Origin of the sequence: Vreelandella indica (genome assembly GCF_037070225.1) — a bacterium.
Classification (GTDB): Bacteria; Pseudomonadota; Gammaproteobacteria; order Pseudomonadales; family Halomonadaceae; genus Vreelandella; species Vreelandella arctica.
Window position 1 is genome coordinate 115,733 of sequence record NZ_JBANSO010000010.1, and the last position, 22,703, is coordinate 138,435.

The following is a 22,703-nucleotide window of genomic DNA, read 5'->3' on the forward strand; positions in this document are numbered from 1 at the left end:
TGATTTTTATATACTAAGGAATAATGTCATAGTTTGGTATGAGTGTCAGATAAATAATCAGACTGGTCGTCTAGTGAAGGCTCTTTTACAACGTTGTTACTGGCCGTGCAAGGTGCGGAGTGCTCTTCGTCGGCAGCTGTCGACGGCTCACTGGCTGCCACTTCAGCCGGGGACTCGGTGTGGCCCTCGTCTACTGGCTTATCAAGCGCCTCTTCCACTTTATGCGTCCAGCGGCGCAGTTTACCGGCGAGATCTGCCGCCATCGGTTTCAACAGCTTATTGTAGTCGGCGTCGTAGTCATCCAAGCCATCGCGCACGTTGTAGTTACCGGTGGCCCATAGGCGTTTCAATGCTTGTCGGCGTAAAGGGCCGCTAACGCCCGGCGCCATATACGCACTGAAATCGCTGCCTGCTTCCAGCGTGTCAGGATCTGGCAAGGTGTGGTCGAGACTGCCGGGTTCTGGCTCCTCGGCTGACGTTGCCAGGGGCTGGTCGTTCTCAGCGTTAGGTTGCTCGGCCTCGTTATGAAGCGCTGCCTCCTGGTCAGCAGGTGCCTCATCAACGGGCGTAGTATCTGGTGAAGCGGACGCCGATGCGTCCTCTTCTTTTTGCACATGGCGCTTTAGTCGCGACCAGCGTTCCAGGCGACTCATTACGGCTGCTCCTTGGAGGGCGTGTCTTTGGCGCGCCCAGCCCCTTTGTGTTTTTTCTTGCGCATTTCCAGTGGCGCTTCCCCATGGCGTGCCAGATAACTCTCAAGCCAGACCTGAATGGCCATTGGCATCGGTGCTTCGAGCACCTGTTGCTCGCCATCCATCCAACCAGCCGCAACGTCCTGACTAGCGGTAATCACATCCGGCTTGGGTGTTTGTCCGGTAAAGCCTGCTCGCACAAACAGTCGCGGAGTAGTCGACGTTAGATTGAAGCGGTAAGCAGCACGCTCGGTCATCGACAGCTGCAGGTTAAGGACATTATCCCCCTGATCGCCCAGCGTTAGCTCAGCAATGCGCCACTGTGTCAGTGTAAAACGCTTCACCTGCTTGGGCTCAGCTACCAAGGTAATACTGATAGGGCGTAGGTTATCGCTCATATTTTAAAAACCCTGCACCTTGCATGGATGACATGTGGAAAAATAGCACTTAGAAAATAGTACTTAGAAAAATCGCACTTATAAGGATAGCGCTTGAATGGGTAGACAAGTAAGCATCCCCAGCGCCATCATCGTCAACCCTGTCGTTTTGCGAGAACTATTTCGCGAGGATTACCATGCCCGCCCTTCAGCCTGCCTTTCAGATAAGCCGAGCCCGCTTACCGGCCACCACCGAAATCAGCATCGTTGATGAATATGGCGATGCGCGTCAGCAGGCCATCGCCGCTGAACGGGCACTCACCGTGTATCTCAACAAACGTGAAATCGTCACGCTGATGACGCTGGGCGATGACCCTGAAGCGCTGGTCGTGGGCTATCTACGCAACCAGGGGTTACTGCGTGCCGCAGCTGATTTAGCCGCCGTGCAGGTGGATTGGGAAGTAGAGGCCGCGGTCGTCATTACACGCCACTTGCCCGAGGATTTAGAGGCGCGCTTAAGCACCCGCACGGTGACGACCGGCTGCGGCCAGGGCACGGTCTTTGGTAAACTGCTCGACCAAACCGCTCTGACGGCGCTTCCTGATACGCAGTTAGCACAATCCACGCTCTATCAACTGCTGCAAAACCTCAACGCCTATAATGAGACCTACCGTAGCGCGGGCGCCGTTCACGGCTGCGCGCTTTGCCGCCAAACCGAGGTGCTCGACTTTGTTGAAGACGTGGGGCGGCACAATGCGGTGGATACCCTGGCCGGGCGCCAATGGTTGCAACAAGCCGACAGCGCCGATGCCGATATTTTCTATACCACTGGGCGACTGACATCTGAGATGGTACTCAAAGTGGCGCAAATGGGCATTAGCGTGCTGGTTTCGCGCTCCGGTGTTACCCAAAAAGGCGTCGAGCTGGCTGAACGCTTCGGCGTGATGCTGATTGCCCGCGCCAAAGGCCGCCACTTTCAAGCGATTAATACGCAGAATCGCTTGGCGCTGGATGCGATACCTAATCGACCATCTCATGCCCGTTCATCTAAAGAGGCAAGCTCATGATTCCCACTCACGAACTCACCGGCATGATTCTCGCAGGCGGCGAAGGGCGCAGAATGGGTGGCCGGGATAAAGGGCTTGAGCCGTTCGCGGGCCTGCCATTAGTCGGCCATGTCGTAAAACGCCTTGAAGGCCAAGTAGCCGAACTGCTGATTAACGCCAACCGCAATGCTGACGCCTACCGCTTCTTCGCCGATCGCGTGATTGCCGATGAAGAAGGCGGCTTTAAAGGCCCACTGATGGGTATCTATAGCGGCCTACGCGCGGCAAAAACGCCTTGGTTACTGGTCGCCCCCTGCGACTCCCCCGCCCTGCCTGACAATTTAGTGGCGCGCATGGTGGCTGGGGTTGGCGATCATGACATCGCCGTGGCCTTTGACGGCGAACGGCTGCATCCAGTGGTTGCCCTGCTGCGCACTTCGCTGGCGGACGATTTGGCCGCTACACTTTCCGAAGGCGAACGCAAGATTGACCGTTGGTACGCCCGCCATGCGTGGTGCAAGGTCGACATGTCGGATTGCCCCGATGCGTTTGCCAACCTTAATACCGAAGAAGAGAAGTTGCGTTTGGAAAGTCTGCTGGCAGCCGTCTCAGGGAAGGTGTCGACATGACGCTCTCCTGCTTTGACCTTGGCGAGCGCATGCTTAGCGTGGATGAAGCGCGCCAGGCACTCACCACCTTGATTGAGCGCCCGCTGGGCAGCGAACAGATTCCGCTAGCGCAGGCTCACGGCCGTCGGTTGGCTGCGGCCATCCAGGCCCCCATTAACGTGCCGCAAAATACCAATGCGGCCATGGATGGCGTAGCGCTCGCCTTGGCTAAAGAAGGTGTTGGGGCCAAGCAAACCCATTGGCCGCTGGCCGGTGAGGTGTTGGCCGGGCAGTATCGCAGCGAATTAGTACCTGCCGGTCACTGTGTGCGCATCACCACCGGTGCCCCGTTGCCGCCGGGCACCGATACCGTGGTGATGAGTGAACAGCTGCGCGAACCGTTAGATGATAAGCCTGCGCATGTGATTATTGAGTCGCCCGAGCTTCTCAAACACGGCCAACATGTTCGCCAGGCCGGTGAAGATATTGCCACTGGCGACACGGCGCTACCTGCGGGAGCACGGCTCGATGCCGCCTCAATGGGACTGTTAGCATCATTGGGTTACGCACAGGTTACCGTGTGCCAGCGCCCCAGGGTGGCGATTTTTTCCACCGGCAATGAAGTCACGGCCCCCGGCGAACCACTACCCAAGGCCGGCATTTACGATGCTAACCGCTTCACGCTGATCGGCTTACTCACCGAGCAGGGGGCCGAGGTGATCGATCTGGGCATTCTGCCGGACGACTTAAACGCGACCCAAACGGCGCTAAAGCAAGCCGCCGAACAGAGCGATTTAGTGATTACCAGCGGCGGCGTGTCAGTGGGTCAGGCCGACTTCACTCGCGCTGCACTGGAACAACTGGGCCGCCTGGCTTTTTGGCGCGTGGCACTGCGCCCAGGGCGCCCCATGGCCTGCGGCTGGCTAGGCGAATCGCGCACCCCATTTGTCGGTTTGCCCGGCAACCCGGTCGCTGTCATGGTAACCTTTGGACAGTTTGTGACACCGCTGCTGGCCCGCCTTCATGGGCAGCCCATGGCGCTACCCTATCGCCTGCATGCGATCGCCGATAACCTGTTAAAAAGTCGCTTAAAGCGTACTGACTTTATTCGCGGCGTTTACCATACTGATAAGAATGGACAGCTACACGTGCGCAGTACCGGCGCCCAGGGTTCTGGCATTTTAACCTCGATGGTGGCTGCGAACTGTTTGATTGAGCTTGCCGACGATCAGGCAGGTGCCCAACCAGGCGAGGTAGTCAGCATACAACCACTTACGGGATGGCTATGACCGAGCAACGACCCGCACAACCACAAGCTAATCCACAGCGATCTGCCCAGCCAGACGCTGACCAGCAACTGATCGACGACTTTGGTCGGCGCATTAGCTACGTGCGCATCTCGGTCACCGATCGCTGTGATTTCCGCTGCGTGTACTGCATGAGCGAGGAGATGACGTTTCTGCCCCGCGCCCAGGTACTGACGCTGGAAGAGATCGCCATGGTGGCCCGCGCCTTCACCGAACTCGGCGTGGAAAAAATTCGCCTGACCGGCGGCGAGCCACTCGTGCGCCGCGGTATTGAGCAACTGGTCGATGAGATCGGTGCGATGCCAGGCCTTAACGACTTCACCATGACCACCAATGGTGCCAGCCTACGCAAGCACGCCAAGCAGCTGTACGCCGGCGGTTTACGCCGGCTAAATATCAGCCTGGATTCGCTGGATGCCGAACGCTTCAAGCAACTCACCCGCACCGGTGATTTAGCCAAAGTCATCGACGGTATTCATGCCGCTCAGGAAGCGGGATTTAAGCGTATCAAGCTTAACGCGGTGATCTTGAAGGGGCGTAATGACGATGAAGTCATCGATCTGGTCACTTTTGCCCGCCGGGAAGGCCTCGATATTAGCTTTATCGAAGAGATGCCGCTGGGCGATGTTTCCGATCATTCGCGGGCGGAAACCTTCTACTCCAGTGATGATGTTCAGACACTGATTGAATCACGCTACCAGCTGCTCCCCACGACCGAAACCACTCCAGGGCCCTCGCGCTACTTCCGGATGGCGGATAGCGACAGCCGGGTGGGGTTTATCTCACCGCATAGCCACAACTTTTGCGATACTTGCAACCGGGTGCGGGTGACTGTGGAAGGCCGCCTACTGCTTTGTTTAGGCAATGAACACTCGGTGGATCTGCGTGCCGTGCTGCGCCGCCATCCTGGCGATATGCAGGTGCTCAAAACCGCCATTATTAACGCCCTACCGCTTAAGCCCGAACGCCACCACTTCACCACCGATGGCGACGTGCAGGTGGTGCGCTTTATGAACATGACCGGAGGTTAACCGTTGGCAGCCGCTTCACGCGTTCCCGTTCACATCGTCACCGGCTTTTTAGGTAGCGGCAAAACCACGCTTATCCACAGCCTGATTGAACAAAAGCCTGTGGGTGAGAAATGGGCCATTCTGGTCAACGAATTTGGCCAGATCGGCATTGATCAGGCGATGTTTGATGCCCGCGATGATGTGGTGGTGAAAGGCTTGCCCGGCGGCTGCCTATGCTGCCAGCTAGCGTTCGTGCTTCAGGCGGCGCTGGTCAATTTATTGGCGCGCAGCAAGCCCGACCGAGTGATTATTGAGCCCTCTGGCCTTGGCCACCCGGCAGGGTTGCTGGACCTGCTGCGCGGCGAGGCGTTTCAAGACGTGGTGGCGGTGCAGGATATCATCGCCACGCTTGACCCACGCCGATTGGATGAAGCCCGCGTGCGCGAGCACGACACGTTTCAGGATCAGCTAAATATGGCCGACGCCATCGCTATCACCATGGGCGAGCAGGCAAGCAACGCCCAGCACCAACAAGCGCAGCAGTTTATCAGCACGCTATGGCCGGCCCGTAAATGGGTGTACACCGTTGAGGAAGGGGTACTGCCGGTGTCGCTCATCTTGGACAGCGGCCAGGCGCGCCAACAAGATCAGCCTGCGATGCCTGCCGAGCATCAGGCTCTGGCAGCCAGCCCTAGCCTAGAGGGCGCTTTTTTCGATTTTCCGCCCCCTCCTGGCCAGCCCCAACAGCAAACCGCCACTGCCCTGGGTTACACCAGTACGGGCCTGCGCTGGCACCCTACCGAGCGATTCGACCTTGATCATCTCGCCTATTGTTTTAGCGAGCTGCCCACTACGGCGCGGGTAAAGGGAGTATTCCACACCGCTGACGGCTGGAAACGGTTCAACCGCGCGGATGGTGCCCTAAGCGTTGCCAGCAGCGCTTGGCGGCAAGACTCGCGGCTTGAGGTGATTACCCCCGAGAGCTTTGAGCACGCCGCGCTGATCGCGGCGTTACTCATCAAGCTGCATGCCTCAAGCGTAGGACTGAGCTAGCACGGCTGCTTCAATGTCATTAACGGACACCGGCCGTCCGAACAGATAGCCCTGAAAGGCGTGACAGCCATGGGCCATCAGCCACGCCTGCTGTGCTTCCACTTCCACCCCCTCGGCAATCACATCCAGGTTTAAGCTCTTCGCCAGGGCAATGGTACTTTCCACAATCGCCGCGTTTGCTTTGCTCTCTAGCACTTGCTGCACAAAGGATTGGTCAATTTTCAGCTGGTCCAACGGCAGTTGGGCCAAGTAAGCCAGCGACGAGTAGCCGGTGCCGAAGTCGTCCAGCGAAAAACGAACGCCCAAGGCTTTTAGACTGAGCATTTTATCGCGTGCATCGTCACGCGCCTCTACAAACAGCGTTTCAGTGACTTCTAATTTCAGCTGCTCTAGCGGCGCTTGAGTGCGCTGAAATACCTGCTCGACCCGCTGCAGAAAGTTGTTCTCGCGGAATTGTAATGGGCTGATGTTCACCGAAATCGTGAGCCTATCCAGCAGCGGCGAACCTGCCCACTGGGCTAACTGCTGGCAAGCCTCTTCCAGCACCCACTCCCCGACATCATTAATCAGCCCTGTGCTCTCTAGCAGCGGTATAAACTCGCCCGGCGAGACTAACCCACGCTCAGGGTGCTGCCAGCGCAGTAGGGCTTCAACGCCTATTAATCTACCCAGACGATCAACCTGAGGTTGGTAATGCAGCTGCCATTGCTGATGCTCAAGCGCTTGGCGAAGATCCGACTCTAGTTTTACCTTAGCTAGCAGTTTTGCCTGCATGGAAGGGTTAAAAAAGCGCACTGCTCGTCGGCCGCTGGATTTCGCCTGGGAAAGTGCCATATCTCCCTGTTGAAGATAGTCGTCTGCACTGCGCTGGCTATCTGCGATGATCGTAATACCTACGCTAGCGGTGACTAACGCACTCTCTTCCCCCACGCTGATCGGCTCATCCAGCGCAGCCAGCAGCTTATACGCGATATGTTCAGCCAGTTGCTGAGTTTGCCGGGGGCTACCATCAATCCCTTCAATCAGCACCGCAAACTCGTCGCTTCCCAACCTTGCCAAGGTGTCGGTATCTCGCAACATTTGCCCAAAGCGCCGGGCAACACTTTGCAACAGCTGGTCGCCCGCATGGTGGCCTAGGGTATCGTTAACATGATTAAAGTTATCAATATCGATCAGGATTAACGCGCCACAGCGCTGATGGCGGTTAAGCTCTTTTAACGCTGTACCAATACGGTCAATAAACAGTCGGCGGTTAGCAAAGCCGGTTAACGGGTCATAAAAGGCAAGCTGGTGGATCTCCTGCTCGGCCGCTTTACGCTCACTAATATCGCTCATGGTCGCCACGTAGTGAGTCAATTCACCGCCGTGGCCATACACGGCGCTAATGGTCAGCCATTCAGGAAACAGCTCGCCGTTTTTGCGCTGATTCCATATCTCCCCTTCCCAGTTACCCGTTGCCATAACGCTACGCCAAAGCCGACGATAAAACGCAGCGTTATGGTGGCCGGAACTAAACATACGCGGGTTTTTGCCAATCACCTCCTCGTCGCTGTAACCGGTAATACGCTTAAAGGTGTCATTAACCTTCAGGATATTGCCCCGCGCATCGGTCACCATAATGCCTAAATGCGCCTGGAATGCAGCAGCGGCGATTTGCAGTTCAACCTCGGCTTGCTTCGCGTCGGTAATATCGCGGGTCACAGAAAGCACTCCTTCAAAGTATTTTGTTTTGCTTGCCAAGGGGCTAACAGTGGCATGAAAGTAACGTTGCTGTTGGCCTAGCATCAGCGGGTATTCAAACGTCGCCACCTGACGGGTTTGCTGAACTTGATGAAAGATGGCGTCAAAGGTGTTTGCCAACGCGGGGGGCAACACCTGCTGATAGTGCAATCCTAGAGCTTGCTGGCTACCCAAGAGTAGCTTGTCCTTTTCGATGGCATGGATAAAGCGAAATCGTCCCTCACCATCAAATACAAAAATCAGGTCTTGTAGGGAGTTAATCAGCGCATCCATCCGCATCTCACGGGTCTGCAACTGATAAGAGAGCGCGAGGCGGTTCAAATAGTGGCGCACTCCCCACGCCCCCAATAGCACAATAATCGCCATAACGCCCGTTAACACCAGTGTTCGCTGTCGCCAACCTGCTAATAACTGCTGCACATCCACGCCCACCGCCACCAGTACCGGATAGTGACTGACTCGTTGCAAATGGATCAGATGCTCCCGCCCATCAATGGGTGAAAGCGCGGTAAATGTTTGTGACGCTTCTTGCGTCTTGAGCCACTGTTGCGTAGCAGAATCTTCAATTTGCCTGCCCACGGTAGCGCCGTTTGTGGGCATGGGATGTCGGGCAATTAATTTGAGATTAGAGTCCACCAAGGTCATGCTTTCGCCGTCATAGACGCGCATTTGCTGCAGCGCTTCGATCAGGGTCTGCGGCACCAGCCGAGCAACCACCAAGCCGTTAAAATTACCGTTTGCATCATTTACCCGCCGAGCGTGATAGAGGTAGAACTGCTGGTTCTGTGATGACCAGTAAAGCGGCGTAACCAGCTCTTGCTGCTTGCCTTGCTGGAAAGAGCGAAAAAAATCAGTCTCACTAATATCAAGACCCGCATGCCGGTTATTGCTACTACTTACCCAGACACGCCCTTGGGCATTGAGAACGCCAAGCTCATCAATTAGTGGCATATAGCCAGCCAAACTTTCTAAAGCATACTGTATGCTCGCCGTATTATTGAGGCCCGCCCCTCCGACACTCTCCACTCGCTCCGCCAAGGTAAAAAGTGCCTGCCCACTCTGCCCCAGCATACCCTTTGCCCACTCGGCCACTACATTCGAACGCGAAATAGCTCGAGACTCAGCCGAGCGGATCTCTTGCTGGTACTGCCCTTCCAATAACCAACCGAATAGCAGCAACATAATGCATAGAGCCAACGCAAATATGACGATGGCTTGCCGCTGCTGTTGGCGATACATCGGAATTGCTTGAGTACTGCGGGTTAACTCATCACTGCGAGAGGAGCGCATCAAATATTGGCCTTATTCAAGTGTCGCGCAGGCGCACCTGATACAGTGTAAAAAATAACAGTGAAAGATACACCACAGCGACTTCATGGTCGCAATGCTAGATAGTGGCGCTTCGCTTTTTTGATGTATATCAATTTTTTGTCTAACCCAATGCAGCAAAAAAGCCCCCTTTTCCTGATCAAGAGGCAGCTATGGCATCACTAGGCCAAATGAGCGACTACGAAATACGCCTGATCCGCATTTTTAAGACGGTCGTCGAGTGCGGCGGCTTTACGGCGGCGGAAACGACACTCGGTATTAGCCGCTCGGCGATTAGCCAGCACATGAATGATTTAGAGGGAAGGCTGGGGTTTTCACTCTGCCAGCGGGGGCGCAGCGGGTTTAGCTTAACAGAGGAAGGTAAAGAGATTTATCAGGCGGGACTCACGCTATTAACGGCCCTGGAAACCTTCAAAAGCGACGTTAACGCCTTACACCAAACGATTAAAGGCGAGCTGAATATTGGCATTACCGACAACCTAGTGACGCTTCCGGCCATGCACGTGACCAACGCACTGGCTGAACTTAGCGCACCGGAACATGAGGTAACGCTGCATATTCATATGGAGCCTTCCGACGCCGTTATTCGAGGCGTGATGGATGGCCATTTGCACGTCGGCGTAGTGCCCGCGGTAAACCTACCCACCAGCTTAGAAACCCGACACCTTTATGATGAGCCTTCCTACCTTTACTGCGCCGCAGGGCATCCGCTGTTTGCGGAACACGATGATGCACTCAGCGCTGCAGATATCGCCCAACACGCTGCTATTTCACCTCGTTATCCGCTTCCGGTTGAGGCACGCCAAGCCCATGATGCGCTCACGCTCCGCGCTTCGGCATCCGACCGCGAAGGTGCGGCCTTTTTGATTCTTACCGGGCGGTTTATCGGCTTTCTTCCTGAACACGTGGCCGAGCAGTGGGTCGCGGCAGGCAAAATGCGCGCCCTTCTCACGCCCAGTCAGCACTACCGTATTCCGTTTGTGCTGGTCACCCGTCATGACCGCCGCCCAAACCGAGTGGTCGATGCTTTTTTAAGTTTAATCAAAAGTAGCTAATCTAAAAGCCAGGCTTCCGTGCCGGGCTTTAAACATAGCTATTGATTACCACTACTGATTAACGCTGCTCAGTGACCTCGCTGGCCATTAACGGCACAGGCCCTGCCTGCGGAGACGACGCCACGACTTGGCTGGCAGCATAGTAAACAATCGCCCCCAGCGCCGACCCAGTGAACCACCCATAATCGTAGAACCAGTTCATCGTGCCTGTCACCAGAGAGATCAAGGTGAGTAGCACCGGTACACCAAAGGCGATAAACCCAGCCATGTTCACCGCAGGATAGGCGTGGTTATCCATATAGAGGCTAGGCACATCCAAGCGCTGCTTTTTAATCAGGAAGTAATCCACCGCCATAATACCCGCTATCGGGCCGAGCAGGCTGGAGTAACCGAGCAGCCAGTTGGAGTACATCTGTTCAAGTGATACGCCTGGAGGAATCACGCCTGCTTTTTGCAATAGATCGTAGCCCATTAGCAACACGCCCACCGCACCGGTCATCAGCACACCGCGGGTCTGATTGATCAATTTGGGCGCAATGTTTTGGAAGTCATTGGTAGGCGAAACAATATTCGACGCAGTGTTGGTGGAGATGGTGGCAATGATGATCAGCAGCATTGCCATGATTACCCAAAAAGGGCTGTCGATATAACCGATCAAGCGTACCGGGTCAGCAACGGTTTGACCCACCAGCGTCTCAGACGCCGCGGTTAACACGACACCGAGGGCAGCGAAGAAGAACATCGTCAGCGGCAGCCCGATGATCTGGCCAGCAATCTGGTCTTTCTGGCTTTTGGCAAAGCGGCTGAAATCGGGAATATTCAGCGACAGCGTGGCCCAAAAACCCACCATGGCGGTCAAGCCTGCAAAGAAATAACCATAAACGGAAGCCCCCTCAGGGCGTGATGGTGGCTGCGCCAGCAGCTCAGTCATCGACATATTCGGCCACGCCCACACCATCAAGCCAATGCCCACCGCTAACAGCAGCGGCGCCGCCAGCGTTTCCAGCCACTTGATTGATTCCGCACCGCGGATCACCACATAAAGGTTCATCGCGCCGAAAACAAAAAAGCCAATCACCTCCCCCACGCCGCCAAGCGCCGCCCAAGCGGGAATCAACTCGGACAACAGCAAGTGAATCGCCAGCCCACCGAACATGGTCTGAATACCAAACCAGCCACAGCCAACTAACGCCCGCACCAGGCAGGGCACGTTGGAGCCTAAAATGCCGAAGGATGAACGCAAAACGACAGGGAAAGGAATGCCAAATTTGGTGCCAGGAAAGGCGTTCAGCGTCAGTGGGATCAGTACAATAATATTCGCCAATAGAATGGCAAACAGCGCTTCCCCTACGCTCAAGCCAAAGTAGGCAGTTAACACCCCGCCTAACGTATAGGTAGGAACACAGATCGACATGCCGACCCACAGCGCGGCGATGTTCCATTTGCTCCAGGTACGCTCGCTGGCCTGGGTGGGTGCAATATCCTCGTTAAAACGTGAACTACCTCGCACGTCACTGCCTACATCAAGCTCTATCAGCCCACCTCGATCCACCATCTGAGAGGTTGTTTCGGTCATCTTGTGTCTCCTCAGTATTGTGTTGTCTAGCCCAGGCTATGTCTGAAAACTAGCTGTGCTCGCTGACTTTTAAGCCAAGTCCTAATAAGACAAGCCCTAACTCACACGGCCAGTGGAGCTTCCCAGACAGAATTAAAAGCAATAAGCGTGCCTACTTATAAAACCAAAGCAATTAACTCATTGATTAAAAAGCTGCCCTTCTAGACAACAATATTATTGTTAGCTTGTTACCTTTTAAATTTACTCTCTCCAAACAAAAACCAATTAAACAAAGCTAGGTCAAAAAAATATTTGCACCAATTTTAAACGATAAGACACTCAACATATCACCATAAATTAAATCAACCACATGATTTTTAAGAGTAAAAAAATATCCCCAAAACAGTGCGCAAGCTCACCAAAAGAGTGAAAAGTGCAACGTAAAAAAATAAAAACAAACAAACTCAACGAGTTAAATGCAATTTATAAATCACCTATTAAAGACTTGCTAAAACCACTCATCCAGCGCTACTTTCAACAAAAGCTGTCTTTTACGTCAGCTTTATAAAACTCATTCTCAAGACACTACAAATATACGCTACACACCAACAATCAGAGGGAGCGTCTCATGCAGAAGATGAAAATCGGCCTGATACAAATGGGTCTAAAAACCAGCACCGATCTTGAACCTGACGCTATTCGCGACGCCATGAACGAAGCCCACCTGCCAATGATTCAACAGGCAGCTGACCAGGGCGTGCAGGTGCTGTGCTTCCAGGAAGTGTTCAACCAGCCCTATTTTTGCCCCAGTCAGGATGGCAAATGGTACGCCGCCGCCGAGCGGGTGCCAGAAGGCCCCACTTGCCAAATGATGCAAAAACTCGCTGCTGAGCACCGCATGGTGATCATCGTGCCTGTATATGAAGAGACCGAAACCGGCATTTACTACAACACGGCGGCCGTATTTGACGCCGACGGCAGCTACTTGGGCAAGTATCACAAAACCCATATCCCTCAAGTGGCCGGTTTTTGGGAAAAATTCTTCTTCAAACCTGGTCAATCCAACTGGCCGGTTTTCGACACCGCCTACGGCAAGATCGGCGTGTATATCTGCTACGACCGGCACTTCCCTGAGGGTTGGCGAGCGCTGGCGCTAAACGGCGCAGAGGTGATTTTCAACCCTTCCGCCACCGTCGCTGGGCTTTCCCAATACCTTTGGGAGCTTGAACAACCCGCCTCCGCCGCCGCTAACGGCTGCTTTATCGCTGCGATCAACCGAGTGGGCACCGAAGCACCCTGGAATATTGGTGACTTTTACGGCTCCAGCTACATCGTTAACCCCCGCGGCAAGATCGAAGCCCAGGCCAGCGAGACCGACGACGAGCTGCTGGTTCACGAGATCGATTTGGACATGGTCCGCGAGGTGCGCAACAACTGGCAGTTCTTCCGCGACCGCCGCCCGGAAACCTACACCCGCCTTACCGAGGGCGAATAGGCCACCTCAGTCAATCACTTAAGGAGCGAACCATGAGTTTATTGATCAAGGGCGGCACCGTCGTCACCCACGCCGACACCTACCGCGCTGACGTGCTCTGCGTCGATGGAAAAATCCACGCCATTGGCACCGATTTAGACGTGCCGGAAGGCTGCGAGATTGTCGATGCCAGCCACCAATTGGTGATGCCCGGCGGCATCGACCCCCACACCCATATGCAGATGCCGTTTATGGGTGCGGTGGCCAGCGAAGATTTCTACACCGGCACCGCCGCGGCCATGGCGGGCGGCACGACCACGATTATCGACTTCGTGATCCCAAGCCCCGGCCAGTCGCTGTTGGAAGCGTTTGAAACCTGGCAAGGCTGGGCAGAAAAAGCCGCCACCGATTTCGCCTTCCACGTGGCGATTACTTGGTGGGATGAGAGCGTTAAAGAGGAGATGGGCACCCTAGTGCGGGATCACGGCGTTAACAGCTTCAAGCACTTTATGGCCTACAAGGGCGCGATCATGGCCACCGACGATATCCTGGTGGAGAGTTTTTCCCGCTGCTTGGAGCTGGGTGCAGTACCCACCGTTCACGCAGAAAACGGCGAGCTGGTCTACCACATGCAGCAAAAGCTGCTCACCCAGGGGATGACCGGGCCAGAAGCGCACCCGCTTTCCCGACCACCCCAGGTGGAAGGCGAAGCCGCCAGCCGGGCGATTCGTATTGCCAGCACCCTGGGTGCACCGGTTTATTTGGTACACGTTTCAACCAAGGACGCCGTGGATGAAATCGCCTACGCCCGCCAGCAGGGTCACCCGGTATTTGGCGAGTGCTTAGCGGGCCATCTGGTAATCGACGACAGCGTTTATCAAAACCCCGACTGGGCAACTGCCGCCGCCCACGTCATGAGTCCGCCCTTCCGCCCTAAAGGGCACCAGGAAGCGCTCTGGCACGGCTTGCAATCCGGCAATCTGCAAACCACCGCCACCGACCACTGCTGCTTCTGCGAAGAGCAAAAGGCCGCTGGGAAAGATGACTTCACCAAGATCCCCAACGGCACCGCAGGCGTGGAAGACCGCTTGGCCGTGCTGTGGGACGAAGGCGTGAATACCGGCAAGCTATCGCCTCAAGAGTTTGTCGCGGTCACCTCCACCAACACCGCCAAAATCTTCAACCTCTACCCGCGCAAGGGGGCGATCCAAGTGGGCTCCGATGCTGACATCGTGGTGTGGGACCCGAACGGTACGCGCACGATCTCCGCTAAAACCCACCACCAAAACGTCGATTTCAACATTTTCGAGGGCAAAACGGTGCGCGGCATTGCTCGCCACACCATCAGCCAGGGCAAGTGGACATGGCGGGACGGCGAACTCCATGCCGAACGCGGCGCAGGGCGCTACTTGGAACGCCCCGCCTACCCCGGCGTGTTCGAGCTGCTCGCCAAGCGCGCCGAGCTGAATGCGCCAATGGCCGTTAAGCGCTAACCCCGGCCCTCATCAAGAACAGAGCAATGGAGAAACGACCGTGACCCATTCACTTGATCACCTGCCCAGCGCAAAAGAGGTCGGCACCTACGACCCAGCGACGTTGGCGCATAATTTCAGCGACCTTCACCCACCGCTGACGCCACGCCAGGCCATCATCGAAAGCCAGCGCTGCCTCTACTGCTTCGACGCGCCCTGCGTCGAGGCCTGCCCATCGGATATCGATATTCCGAGCTTCATCCGCCAAATCAGTGAAAACAATATTAATGGCGCAGCGGAAACCATTCTGGAAGCCAATATCCTGGGTGGCAGTTGCGCCCGCGTATGCCCCACCGAAATCCTCTGCGAGCGTAGCTGCGTGCGTAACCATGACGCAGAATGCCAGCCGGTGCTGATTGGCCTGCTCCAGCGCCACGCCACCGATCATATGCAGTTTGATAGCCACCCCTTTAAGCGCGCCGCCAGCACTGGCCGCCACATCGCTGTGGTGGGTGCCGGGCCTGCGGGGCTCTCCTGCGCCCATCGGCTGGCGATGCTTGGCCATCAGGTGACGGTTTTTGAAGCTGAGCAAAAGCCCGGCGGGTTAAACGAGTACGGCATCGCCCGCTACAAAATGACCGATGACTTTGCCCGCAAGGAAGTCGAGTTTTTACTGGAGGTCGGCGGCATTGATATCGAGTACGGCCAGCGGCTCGGGTATAACTTGGAGCTTTCCACGCTGCATCAGCAGTATGACAGCGTGTTTCTCGGTTTAGGCTTGGGTGCCAGCCGCGCCCTGGGGCTCACCGGCGAAGAGGCACCGGGTCTGATGCCCGCGGTGGACTACATCAAAACGCTGCGCCAAACCGACGACCTGGGCAGCCTTACCGTGGCCAAACGCTGCATTGTGATTGGCGCAGGCAATACTGCGATCGATATGGCAACGCAAATGGCTCGCCTGGGCGCCACCGAGGTGACACTGGTCTACCGTCGCGGCGTGGAGGCGATGTCCGCCACTGACCACGAGCAGGAGATCGCCAAAGCCAACGGTGTACGCATGGTGACCTGGGCGCAGCCCGATGAAATCTTGCTGGATGACCAGGGCCGCGTAGCGGGCATGCGCTTTGCCAAGACCGTTGAGCAAGCGGGCCAATTATCGCCGACGGGCGAAACGATTGAGATTGCCGCCGACGCCATCTTCAAAGCCATAGGCCAAAGCTTTGATGACACCAGCCTCGCTGATGCCACCGCCGCCGAGCTAGCTCGGGACGGCGAGCGCATTCATGTCGATGAGATGTTCCAAACCTCACTGCCCAACGTTTACGCAGGGGGTGACTGCGTAAAACCTGGCCAGGACCTCACCGTACAAGCCGTGCAGCACGGCAAACTGGCGGCTCACGCCATTCACCAAGCGCTTGCCGCCAAGCAGGAGGCCGCATGAATACCCCACCTTTCACTCCTCTCTCTTTTCCAGGCAAGAAAAACAGCGGCGACAGCGTGGTTAATGGTGTTGATCTGTCGGTGAATTTTGCCGGTATTAAAGCGCCTAACCCATTCTGGCTAGCCTCTGCACCGCCCACCGATAAAGCCTACAACGTGGTGCGCGCCTATGAAGCGGGCTGGGGCGGCGTGGTTTGGAAAACCCTCGGTGAAGAGCCACCGGCGGTCAACGTCTCCTCACGCTATTCGGCCCACTACGGTAAGAACCGTGAGGTGATCGGCTTTAACAATATCGAGCTGATTACCGACCGTTCGCTGGAGATCAACCTTCAAGAGATCACCCAGGTGAAGAAGGATTGGCCCGACCGTGCGCTAATTGTCTCCATCATGGTGCCCTGTAATGAAGAGGCCTGGGCCTACATTCTGCCGCTGGTGGAAGCTACCGGCGCAGATGGCATTGAGCTCAACTTAGGTTGCCCTCACGGCATGCCGGAGCGTGGCATGGGCGCGGCAGTAGGTCAAAACCCTGACCTGATCGAGAAAGTCACCTACTGGTGTAAAAAGCACTACTCGAAGCCAGTGATTGTAAAACTCACCCCCAACATCACCGATATTCGCGTAGGCGCTCAGGCAGCCTTGCGAGGTGGCGCCGATGCGGTGTCGCTGATTAACACCATCAATTCGATCACCAGTATCGATCTGGACAACATGGTCGCCAAACCCACCGTTGGCCATCAGAGCACCCACGGCGGTTACTGCGGGAGTGCCGTCAAACCTATTGCGATGAATATGGTGGCGGAAATTGCCCGTGATCCGGCCACACCTACACTGCCGATTTCCGGCATTGGCGGCATTTCCACCTGGCGGGATGCGGCGGAATTTATCGCCCTCGGTTCAGGCAGCGTACAGGTGTGCACGGCCGCGATGCTTAACGGCTTTCGCATTGTGGAGGAGATGAAAGATGGCCTCTCCCGCTGGATGGCGGAAAAAGGTTACGACTCAATAGAGGCATTTTCCCGCAAGGCGATCCCGCAAACCACCGACTGGAAGCATCTGGATATCAACTTCAAGACCATCGCCCATATCAACCAGGATTTGTGCATCGAGTGTGGCCGCTGCTATATCGCCTGTGAGGACACGTCCCACCAGTCGATTGCCAAACTCACCGAGCAGGACGGCGCACGCCGCTACGAGGTGATTGAAGAAGAGTGTGTAGGCTGCAACCTATGTCAGATCACCTGCCCAGTGGAGAACTGCATCACCATGGTGCCTCAAGAAACAGGTCAACCCTTTCTGGCCTGGGATAACGACCCACGTAACCCTTTCCGGGTCGCCTCTTAACCACCCACGGTTATCACTGTAACGGCCGCCTCCCTTGAAGGAGGCGGTCGCGTTTTCCGCAACGCATCGTTCCTTATGCTAAACGAGACAACGACACGGCTTGCTGCGATGATGAGAAACTATTGCATATAGAATATTTTCTCATAAAAGGAATTGCTATGACGTCTAAGCTTCTCTCCACAGCACTCTCCACAACACTCGTCGCTACTGCTACCGCTACGCTGCTTTTTTCAGCTGTCAGCGCCGCTACCGACCAGCGTATAGCCACCTTCGATCTAGGCAGTCTGGACACCCTGGATGCGCTTGGCCTTAGCGAGCAGGTGGTGGGCGTGCCGAAAGCCAGCTTGCCGAACTACCTGGAACAGTACGCAGCAGAACCATACACCGATATTGGCGGCCTGCGCTCGCCGGATATGGACGCCATAAGCGCAAGCGAACCTAGCCTGATTCTCTACACCGGCCGCCAGGGCGACTGGGAAGCCGAGCTTGGCGACATCGCCCCACTGCTTAACACCAGCCTGCAAGGTGACGACTACTTGGCCGCTTTTGAGGCCAATGTGCGCGAGCTGGCTGGTCGATTAGACGCGGATAGCCAAGCGGAAGAGGCGCTTGAAATCCTGCATGCCGAGATTGAGTCCCAGCGCGAAGCGCTAAGCGATGCGCCTCGCACGCTAGTCGTGACCCATAACGGCGGTAACCTGATGCTCAATCAGCACCCGGTCGTGCACGAGGTGCTGGGCGTAGACGCACTTGAAATGCCCGACAGTGTGAACTCGGAAACCCGCGGCACCCGTACCTTTACGCCACTTTCGCCTGATGCCATTGCCGAAATTGATCCAGAGTTCGTGTTGGTGGTTGACCGCAGCGCGGCTATTGGCGATGAACCCGCCAACGCGGAAGCGTTAACCCAAACGCTTTTAGACGCCGGTGCAGAAGACGCGCAGCTCGTCATGCTGACACCCGCGCTGTGGTACCTCTCCGGCGGCGGTCTACAGAGCCTGCGCCTACAGATTGAAGAGGTCGCAGCGGCGCTGAATTAATCCTGGTTAATCCGCATGAATCTTGATCCGGTAGAGCACGCAGTAGACCACCGGCAGTACCACCAGAGTTAACAGCGTGGCAACGCCCAGACCACCAATCAGCGCAACCGCCATGCTGGCAAAGAACGCATCGCTGATCAGCGGAATCATACCCAGCATGGTGGTCAGCGCCGCCATCGATACCGGACGCACGCGGCTCACCGCTGCGCGCACTACCGCATGATAGCGATCCTGATGCAGCGGCAATTGCACGTTGATCTCCTCCACCAGAACGATGGCGTTTTTGATCACCATGCCGATCAAGCTCAGCGTGCCCAGCAAGGCCATGAACGAGAACGGCAAGCCGGTGAGCAGCAACGCGCCGACAACACCGATAATCGTCAACGGTACCAGCGACCAAATCGCCAACGGTTGGCGGAAGTTATTGAACAGCACCACGGTAAGGATGAACATCATCACGATGCCCAGCGGCAGCGAGGAAAACAGCCCTCTTTGCGCTTCGCCAGCGGTCTCGAACTCGCCGCCCCACTCCAGCCGATAGCCTGCTGGCAGCTCCAGCGCTTCTACCTGAGGTCGGATCTCCGCCAATACGCTGGCGGCGGTCACCCCACTTAACGGGTCTGGCTCACCGTACACTGCCAACATACGCTCACGATTACGGCGCATAATTAGCGGGTCCGCGACCCGGGTGGTGATATCGCTGATCACTTGGTCGGCGGTGATATAGCGGCCCTGCTCTTCGCTCCAGACATTGAGGGAACCCAGGTTGTCCACGTCGTGGCGCTGCTCGCGAATCGCTCGCGCCACCATGGGAATCAGGTCGCTGCCATCGCGATAAACGCCGACCTGGCTACCACTGGTACTCAGCGCAAGGGTGCTAGCCAAATCCTCACGGGTGACACCTAACCTCCTCGCGGTATCCTCAAGAAAGACGGGCTCGATTGCTTGCACCCGGTTACGCCAGCTGGTGCGCACGCTGGTCATGTTGGCCGTCTCACGGAACATGGCCTCCACCTCGTCGCCCAGTTGGCGCAGCACTTCCGGGTCACTGCCGTAGAAGCGCGCCTCTAGCTTGGCTTTCGGCGCGGGGCCGACTTCCAATGGGGCAATTTTGTAATCGATATCGCTATGGTCACGTACGAGCACCCTTTCAACGTCGGCCATGCGCTCGCGCTGAGTGGCTTTATCGTCGGTTTCGATAATGAGCTGCGCATAGCTGGCGTAGCGGTCTTCCGGCGAGTAAGTGAGGGTAAAACGCTGTGATCCACCGCCCACGGTGGTGGTGAGATGGTGAATGCCCGGCATCTCCATCACGCTCTCTTCCAGCTCGCTGACACGGCGCTGAGTCTCAAGGATATCGGTGCCTTCCGGCGTGCGGTAATCGACAAAAAAGATGGGCGTATTCGAGGCCGGAAAGAAGGCATTTTTGACTGAACCAAAACCGAACAACGCGCCCGCCAATATTGCGACCACCAGCACCAACGTCACCCAGCGCCAGCGTATGCCGGCAACGATGACGCGGCCGACCAAGCGATAAACAACGCCTTTGTAAGGGTCCTCTTGACCATCGCCAGGTGCGATATTGCGGAAAAACAGCTTAAAGTAGAAAGGCGTTAACGTTAGCGCGGTAATCCAGCTCAGCAGCAGCGAATAGAGCAGGACAAAAAACAGTGAACCGATAAATTCACCGGTGGTGTCTGGCGACAGACCGATAGGTGCAAAGGCAGCAATCGCGATCAGCGTGGCGGCCAGCAACGGCCAGGCGTTTTGCCGCACTACCTGATGGGCCGAATCACGAATCGAGCTGCCACGTTTTAGGCCCACCAGCATCCCTTCAGTCACCACGATGGCATTATCCACCAACATACCGAGGGCGATAATCAGCGCCCCAAGGGAGATCTTTTCCAGCTGCAGACCATGAAAGCGCATCAGCATAAAGGTGCCGATAATGGTGATCAGCAGGATGAATCCCATCAACAGACCACTGCGCCAGCCCATAAACAGCATCAACACCACGATCACGATGGCGACCGCCTGGATCAGGCTCACCAGAAAGCCGGAGACCGCCTCATCCACAACCTGGGGCTGGTTGTAGACGATATTCAGCTCCATGCCCAGCGGCGTGCGGGCTTGAAGTTGATCCAGTCGCTGCTGCAGTTGTTCACCGACCGCCACAACATTCACACCGCTTTCAAACGAGACGCCCATCGAGATGGCTGGCCTGCCCATATCACGATAGAGCTGCTGGGGCTGCTCTGTCAGTTCTCGGCTTACATCAGCAATATCACTCAGCCGCACCAGTTCGCCGTCACCTTCACTGACGATTAGCGCGCGCAGGTCATCAATATTCGCCGCGCTGCCGGTCGGGGTAATACGAAAACGGCGACCATCCTGCTTGAGATGCCCTGCATCGGCCACGGCATTCTGGGTATCCAGCAATTGCTGCAGCCGGCTGAGCGGAATATTCAACGCTCGCAGGCGCTCACGGTCGACTTCGATGTAGATGCGCTCTTCATGCTCACCGCCCAGCGAGACTTTCTTGACGCCCTCTACCAGGGTCAGCTCGCGCTTGAGAAAATCGGCATGGTCGGCCAGATCAGGCATGCTGTAGCCTTCGCCAGTCAGGTTGACCATAAAGCCAAAGACATCGCCAAAGTCGTCATTGACGCGGGATCGGCTGGCCCCCGGCGGCAATGCAGCCTGGGCATCCTGCACCTTGCGACGCAGTGAATCCCATAGCTGCTCAAGCTCTTCGTTCTGAACCGTACTCTCCAGCTCAACGGTAATTTGCGAAAGGCCGTCGGAACTCACCGAGCTCACTCGCTTAATCGACGACATCTCTTGAATCGACTCTTCCAGCGTCGAGGTGACTTCCTGCTCAACCTCTTCAGGTGTCGCGCCGGGGTACTGCGTGGTGATGAGGGCATTACGAATAGTGAATTCGGGGAACTCCAGCTGGCCCATGCCTAGAAATGACAGCGCACCACCGGCCAGCAGCACTACGGTCATTAAATAACTGGCCGCCCGGTGGCGTAAAAAGTAGTCGACCATGCTTATAGCCCCTGCTCTTTTTCCCACGGTGTGACGTTGGTATCCGCCGTTATACGGTGAGCACCGGCCGCCACGACACGATCGCCCGCCGTCAAATCGCCGCTAACTTCCAACCCATTCGACGTTAATGCCCCGACACTCACCGGCACTGCCTCTACATGTTCTGAACCGGTATAACGCCATACCAGCGCTTGATTAGCGTCTTCACCCGCATAGCTCACGGCTTCAGGCGGCAGGTGCCAAACCGGCGTAGCGTGGTCGGATTGTAGCGCACTTAAATCCAGTCGCACGTTGGCACTCATACCATCCAGTAGGGTGATATCGTCGGGCTGAGGGAGTGTCAGCGTGACTTCATAAGCCAAGCTCTGCGCGCTGGCTTGCGTGGTATAGGACGCTAACTGGGCGAGATAGGGCTTATCGCTGTTGCCAAATCGTACTTCATACACCAGCTCATCACCGAAGGGGGTGCCGTTGCTGCGCGGCATGCGCTGAACAATTTGCTCGGGCAGATGAAACACCACATCTAACTGCCCTGGCTGTTGAATGACCGCGACGGTTTCCTGCACTTGAACAATCTGGCGGTTATCTACCGGCACCTGGGCAATCACGCCATCGTAGGGCGCGCGCAGTTGCGTATGCGTTACCTGCTCTTCGGCCTGCTCAAACGTTGCGCGGGCTGCTCGCCACTCGCTTTCCGCTTCATCAAACCGGGATTGGCTGACCGCCCCGCGCTCGAGGGTATAGCGCATGCGCTCCAGGTTGGCCTTGGCGAGCTCCAGGCGCGAGCGGGCGCTATCGAGTTCGCTTTGCGCGTTACGGTTGTCAATTCGAGCGAGTACCTCACCCTCGCTCACCCGCTGTCCGGGGCTGACATTGAGCTCCAGCAACTCGCCTGCCATACGAAATGACAAATTGCTGCGGGTGGTGGCTTCTACCCGCGCCGGGAATTGCCGCAGGGCAGTAGCATTGGCCGACTGCAAGGTCATCAATTTCACCGGCCTGGCCGTGTCGGTGGACTGCGCCTGGGGTTGATCGCAGCCCATCAGCATAAGCAGCACCAGTGCGGCGGGCAGGAAACGAAGAAGAGTAACGGGCACGGCAGGCTCCTTGAGG

17 protein-coding genes are annotated in these 22,703 nt (G+C 56.4%); 11 read left to right on the plus strand and 6 right to left on the minus strand.

The genetic code is table 11. From position 1 onward, the window contains the following. Positions 1–26: 26 nt before the first annotated feature. Both V8L71_RS09160 and V8L71_RS09165 read right to left on the minus strand, forming a co-directional pair. Positions 27–653, minus strand: a complete 627-nt coding sequence (locus tag V8L71_RS09160) for a DUF3306 domain-containing protein (RefSeq protein ID WP_336273915.1) — start codon at positions 651–653, stop codon at positions 27–29. After that, the gene (locus V8L71_RS09165; protein ID WP_336273916.1) at positions 653–1,090 is read right to left on the minus strand and encodes a DUF3305 domain-containing protein; all 438 of its coding nucleotides are present in this window, start codon (positions 1,088–1,090) and stop codon (positions 653–655) included. The genes V8L71_RS09160 and V8L71_RS09165 overlap by 1 nt, the downstream gene beginning before the upstream one ends. 176 nt (positions 1,091–1,266) lie before the next feature. On the opposite strand from V8L71_RS09165, the gene V8L71_RS09170 reads away from it, so the two are divergent. The 5 genes from V8L71_RS09170 to V8L71_RS09190 are packed head-to-tail and all read left to right on the plus strand — an operon-like array spanning position 1,267 to position 6,093. Continuing rightward, complete coding sequence (locus V8L71_RS09170) at positions 1,267–2,136, plus strand: formate dehydrogenase accessory sulfurtransferase FdhD (protein ID WP_336273917.1); 870 nt, start codon at positions 1,267–1,269, stop codon at positions 2,134–2,136. Continuing rightward, positions 2,133–2,744, plus strand: coding sequence for a molybdenum cofactor guanylyltransferase MobA (gene mobA / locus V8L71_RS09175; RefSeq protein ID WP_176303964.1), 612 nt, complete (start codon positions 2,133–2,135; stop codon positions 2,742–2,744). Before V8L71_RS09170 ends, mobA begins: the two co-directional genes overlap by 4 nt. Beyond that, entirely contained in the window at positions 2,741–4,012 is a 1,272-nt protein-coding gene (gene moeA, locus V8L71_RS09180) for a molybdopterin molybdotransferase MoeA (protein WP_336273918.1), read from the plus strand. The genes mobA and moeA overlap by 4 nt, the downstream gene beginning before the upstream one ends. Further along, on the plus strand, positions 4,009–5,061 hold the full coding sequence (moaA, locus tag V8L71_RS09185; RefSeq protein WP_336273919.1) for a GTP 3',8-cyclase MoaA: 1,053 nt from the start codon (positions 4,009–4,011) through the stop codon (positions 5,059–5,061). The genes moeA and moaA overlap by 4 nt, the downstream gene beginning before the upstream one ends. Positions 5,062–5,064: 3 nt before the next feature. Continuing rightward, the gene (locus V8L71_RS09190) at positions 5,065–6,093 is read left to right on the plus strand and encodes a CobW family GTP-binding protein (RefSeq protein WP_101148124.1); all 1,029 of its coding nucleotides are present in this window, start codon (positions 5,065–5,067) and stop codon (positions 6,091–6,093) included. Here the strand turns inward: V8L71_RS09190 and V8L71_RS09195 are convergent. Further along, positions 6,073–9,123, minus strand: a complete 3,051-nt coding sequence (locus tag V8L71_RS09195) for a bifunctional diguanylate cyclase/phosphodiesterase (protein ID WP_101148125.1) — start codon at positions 9,121–9,123, stop codon at positions 6,073–6,075. The two genes, V8L71_RS09190 and V8L71_RS09195, sit on opposite strands and share 21 nt — an antisense overlap. A 191-nt stretch (positions 9,124–9,314) precedes the next feature. On the opposite strand from V8L71_RS09195, the gene V8L71_RS09200 reads away from it, so the two are divergent. Then, positions 9,315–10,217 (plus strand): LysR family transcriptional regulator, encoded by a 903-nt coding sequence (locus V8L71_RS09200; RefSeq protein WP_336273920.1) that lies wholly within the window; start codon positions 9,315–9,317, stop codon positions 10,215–10,217. A 58-nt stretch (positions 10,218–10,275) separates the two neighbouring features. Here V8L71_RS09200 and V8L71_RS09205 read toward each other — a convergent pair whose 3' ends face one another. Then, complete coding sequence (locus V8L71_RS09205) at positions 10,276–11,793, minus strand: NCS1 family nucleobase:cation symporter-1 (RefSeq protein WP_336273921.1); 1,518 nt, start codon at positions 11,791–11,793, stop codon at positions 10,276–10,278. Positions 11,794–12,400: 607 nt separating this feature from the next. Here V8L71_RS09205 and V8L71_RS09210 point away from each other — a divergent pair. The 5 genes from V8L71_RS09210 to V8L71_RS09230 all read left to right on the plus strand — a co-directional run bounded on the left by V8L71_RS09210 (position 12,401) and on the right by V8L71_RS09230 (position 18,539). Further along, positions 12,401–13,267, plus strand: coding sequence for a nitrilase-related carbon-nitrogen hydrolase (locus V8L71_RS09210; RefSeq protein ID WP_336273922.1), 867 nt, complete (start codon positions 12,401–12,403; stop codon positions 13,265–13,267). 32 nt (positions 13,268–13,299) lie between these two features. After that, positions 13,300–14,739 (plus strand): dihydropyrimidinase, encoded by a 1,440-nt coding sequence (gene hydA, locus V8L71_RS09215; protein ID WP_336273923.1) that lies wholly within the window; start codon positions 13,300–13,302, stop codon positions 14,737–14,739. 40 nt (positions 14,740–14,779) lie between these two features. Further along, on the plus strand, positions 14,780–16,159 hold the full coding sequence (locus V8L71_RS09220; RefSeq protein ID WP_336273924.1) for an NAD(P)-dependent oxidoreductase: 1,380 nt from the start codon (positions 14,780–14,782) through the stop codon (positions 16,157–16,159). Beyond that, positions 16,156–17,499, plus strand: coding sequence for an NAD-dependent dihydropyrimidine dehydrogenase subunit PreA (gene preA, locus V8L71_RS09225; protein WP_336273925.1), 1,344 nt, complete (start codon positions 16,156–16,158; stop codon positions 17,497–17,499). The genes V8L71_RS09220 and preA overlap by 4 nt, the downstream gene beginning before the upstream one ends. Before the next feature lie 158 nt (positions 17,500–17,657). Next, positions 17,658–18,539, plus strand: a complete 882-nt coding sequence (locus V8L71_RS09230; protein ID WP_336269062.1) for an ABC transporter substrate-binding protein — start codon at positions 17,658–17,660, stop codon at positions 18,537–18,539. A gap of 6 nt (positions 18,540–18,545) precedes the next feature. On the opposite strand, the gene V8L71_RS09235 is transcribed toward V8L71_RS09230, so the two are convergent. Beyond that, entirely contained in the window at positions 18,546–21,590 is a 3,045-nt protein-coding gene (locus V8L71_RS09235) for an efflux RND transporter permease subunit (protein WP_336273926.1), read from the minus strand. Positions 21,591–21,592: 2 nt separating this feature from the next. Then, complete coding sequence (locus tag V8L71_RS09240; protein WP_336273927.1) at positions 21,593–22,687, minus strand: efflux RND transporter periplasmic adaptor subunit; 1,095 nt, start codon at positions 22,685–22,687, stop codon at positions 21,593–21,595. Positions 22,688–22,703: the final 16 nt, after the last annotated feature.

Bases quoted from the DNA above. Each gene is read 5' to 3' on its own strand.
- V8L71_RS09160 (WP_336273915.1), bottom strand. From the start codon at position 653: ATGAGTCGCCTGGAACGCTGGTCGCGACTAAAGCGCCATGTGCAAAAA.
- V8L71_RS09165 (WP_336273916.1), bottom strand. From the start codon at position 1,090: ATGAGCGATAACCTACGCCCTATCAGTATTACCTTGGTAGCTGAGCCC.
- V8L71_RS09170 (WP_336273917.1), top strand. From the start codon at position 1,267: ATGCCCGCCCTTCAGCCTGCCTTTCAGATAAGCCGAGCCCGCTTACCG.
- mobA (WP_176303964.1), top strand. From the start codon at position 2,133: ATGATTCCCACTCACGAACTCACCGGCATGATTCTCGCAGGCGGCGAA.
- moeA (WP_336273918.1), top strand. From the start codon at position 2,741: ATGACGCTCTCCTGCTTTGACCTTGGCGAGCGCATGCTTAGCGTGGAT.
- moaA (WP_336273919.1), top strand. From the start codon at position 4,009: ATGACCGAGCAACGACCCGCACAACCACAAGCTAATCCACAGCGATCT.
- V8L71_RS09195 (WP_101148125.1), bottom strand. From the start codon at position 9,123: ATGCGCTCCTCTCGCAGTGATGAGTTAACCCGCAGTACTCAAGCAATT.
- V8L71_RS09200 (WP_336273920.1), top strand. From the start codon at position 9,315: ATGGCATCACTAGGCCAAATGAGCGACTACGAAATACGCCTGATCCGC.
- V8L71_RS09205 (WP_336273921.1), bottom strand. From the start codon at position 11,793: ATGACCGAAACAACCTCTCAGATGGTGGATCGAGGTGGGCTGATAGAG.
- V8L71_RS09210 (WP_336273922.1), top strand. From the start codon at position 12,401: ATGCAGAAGATGAAAATCGGCCTGATACAAATGGGTCTAAAAACCAGC.
- hydA (WP_336273923.1), top strand. From the start codon at position 13,300: ATGAGTTTATTGATCAAGGGCGGCACCGTCGTCACCCACGCCGACACC.
- preA (WP_336273925.1), top strand. From the start codon at position 16,156: ATGAATACCCCACCTTTCACTCCTCTCTCTTTTCCAGGCAAGAAAAAC.
- V8L71_RS09230 (WP_336269062.1), top strand. From the start codon at position 17,658: ATGACGTCTAAGCTTCTCTCCACAGCACTCTCCACAACACTCGTCGCT.
- V8L71_RS09235 (WP_336273926.1), bottom strand. From the start codon at position 21,590: ATGGTCGACTACTTTTTACGCCACCGGGCGGCCAGTTATTTAATGACC.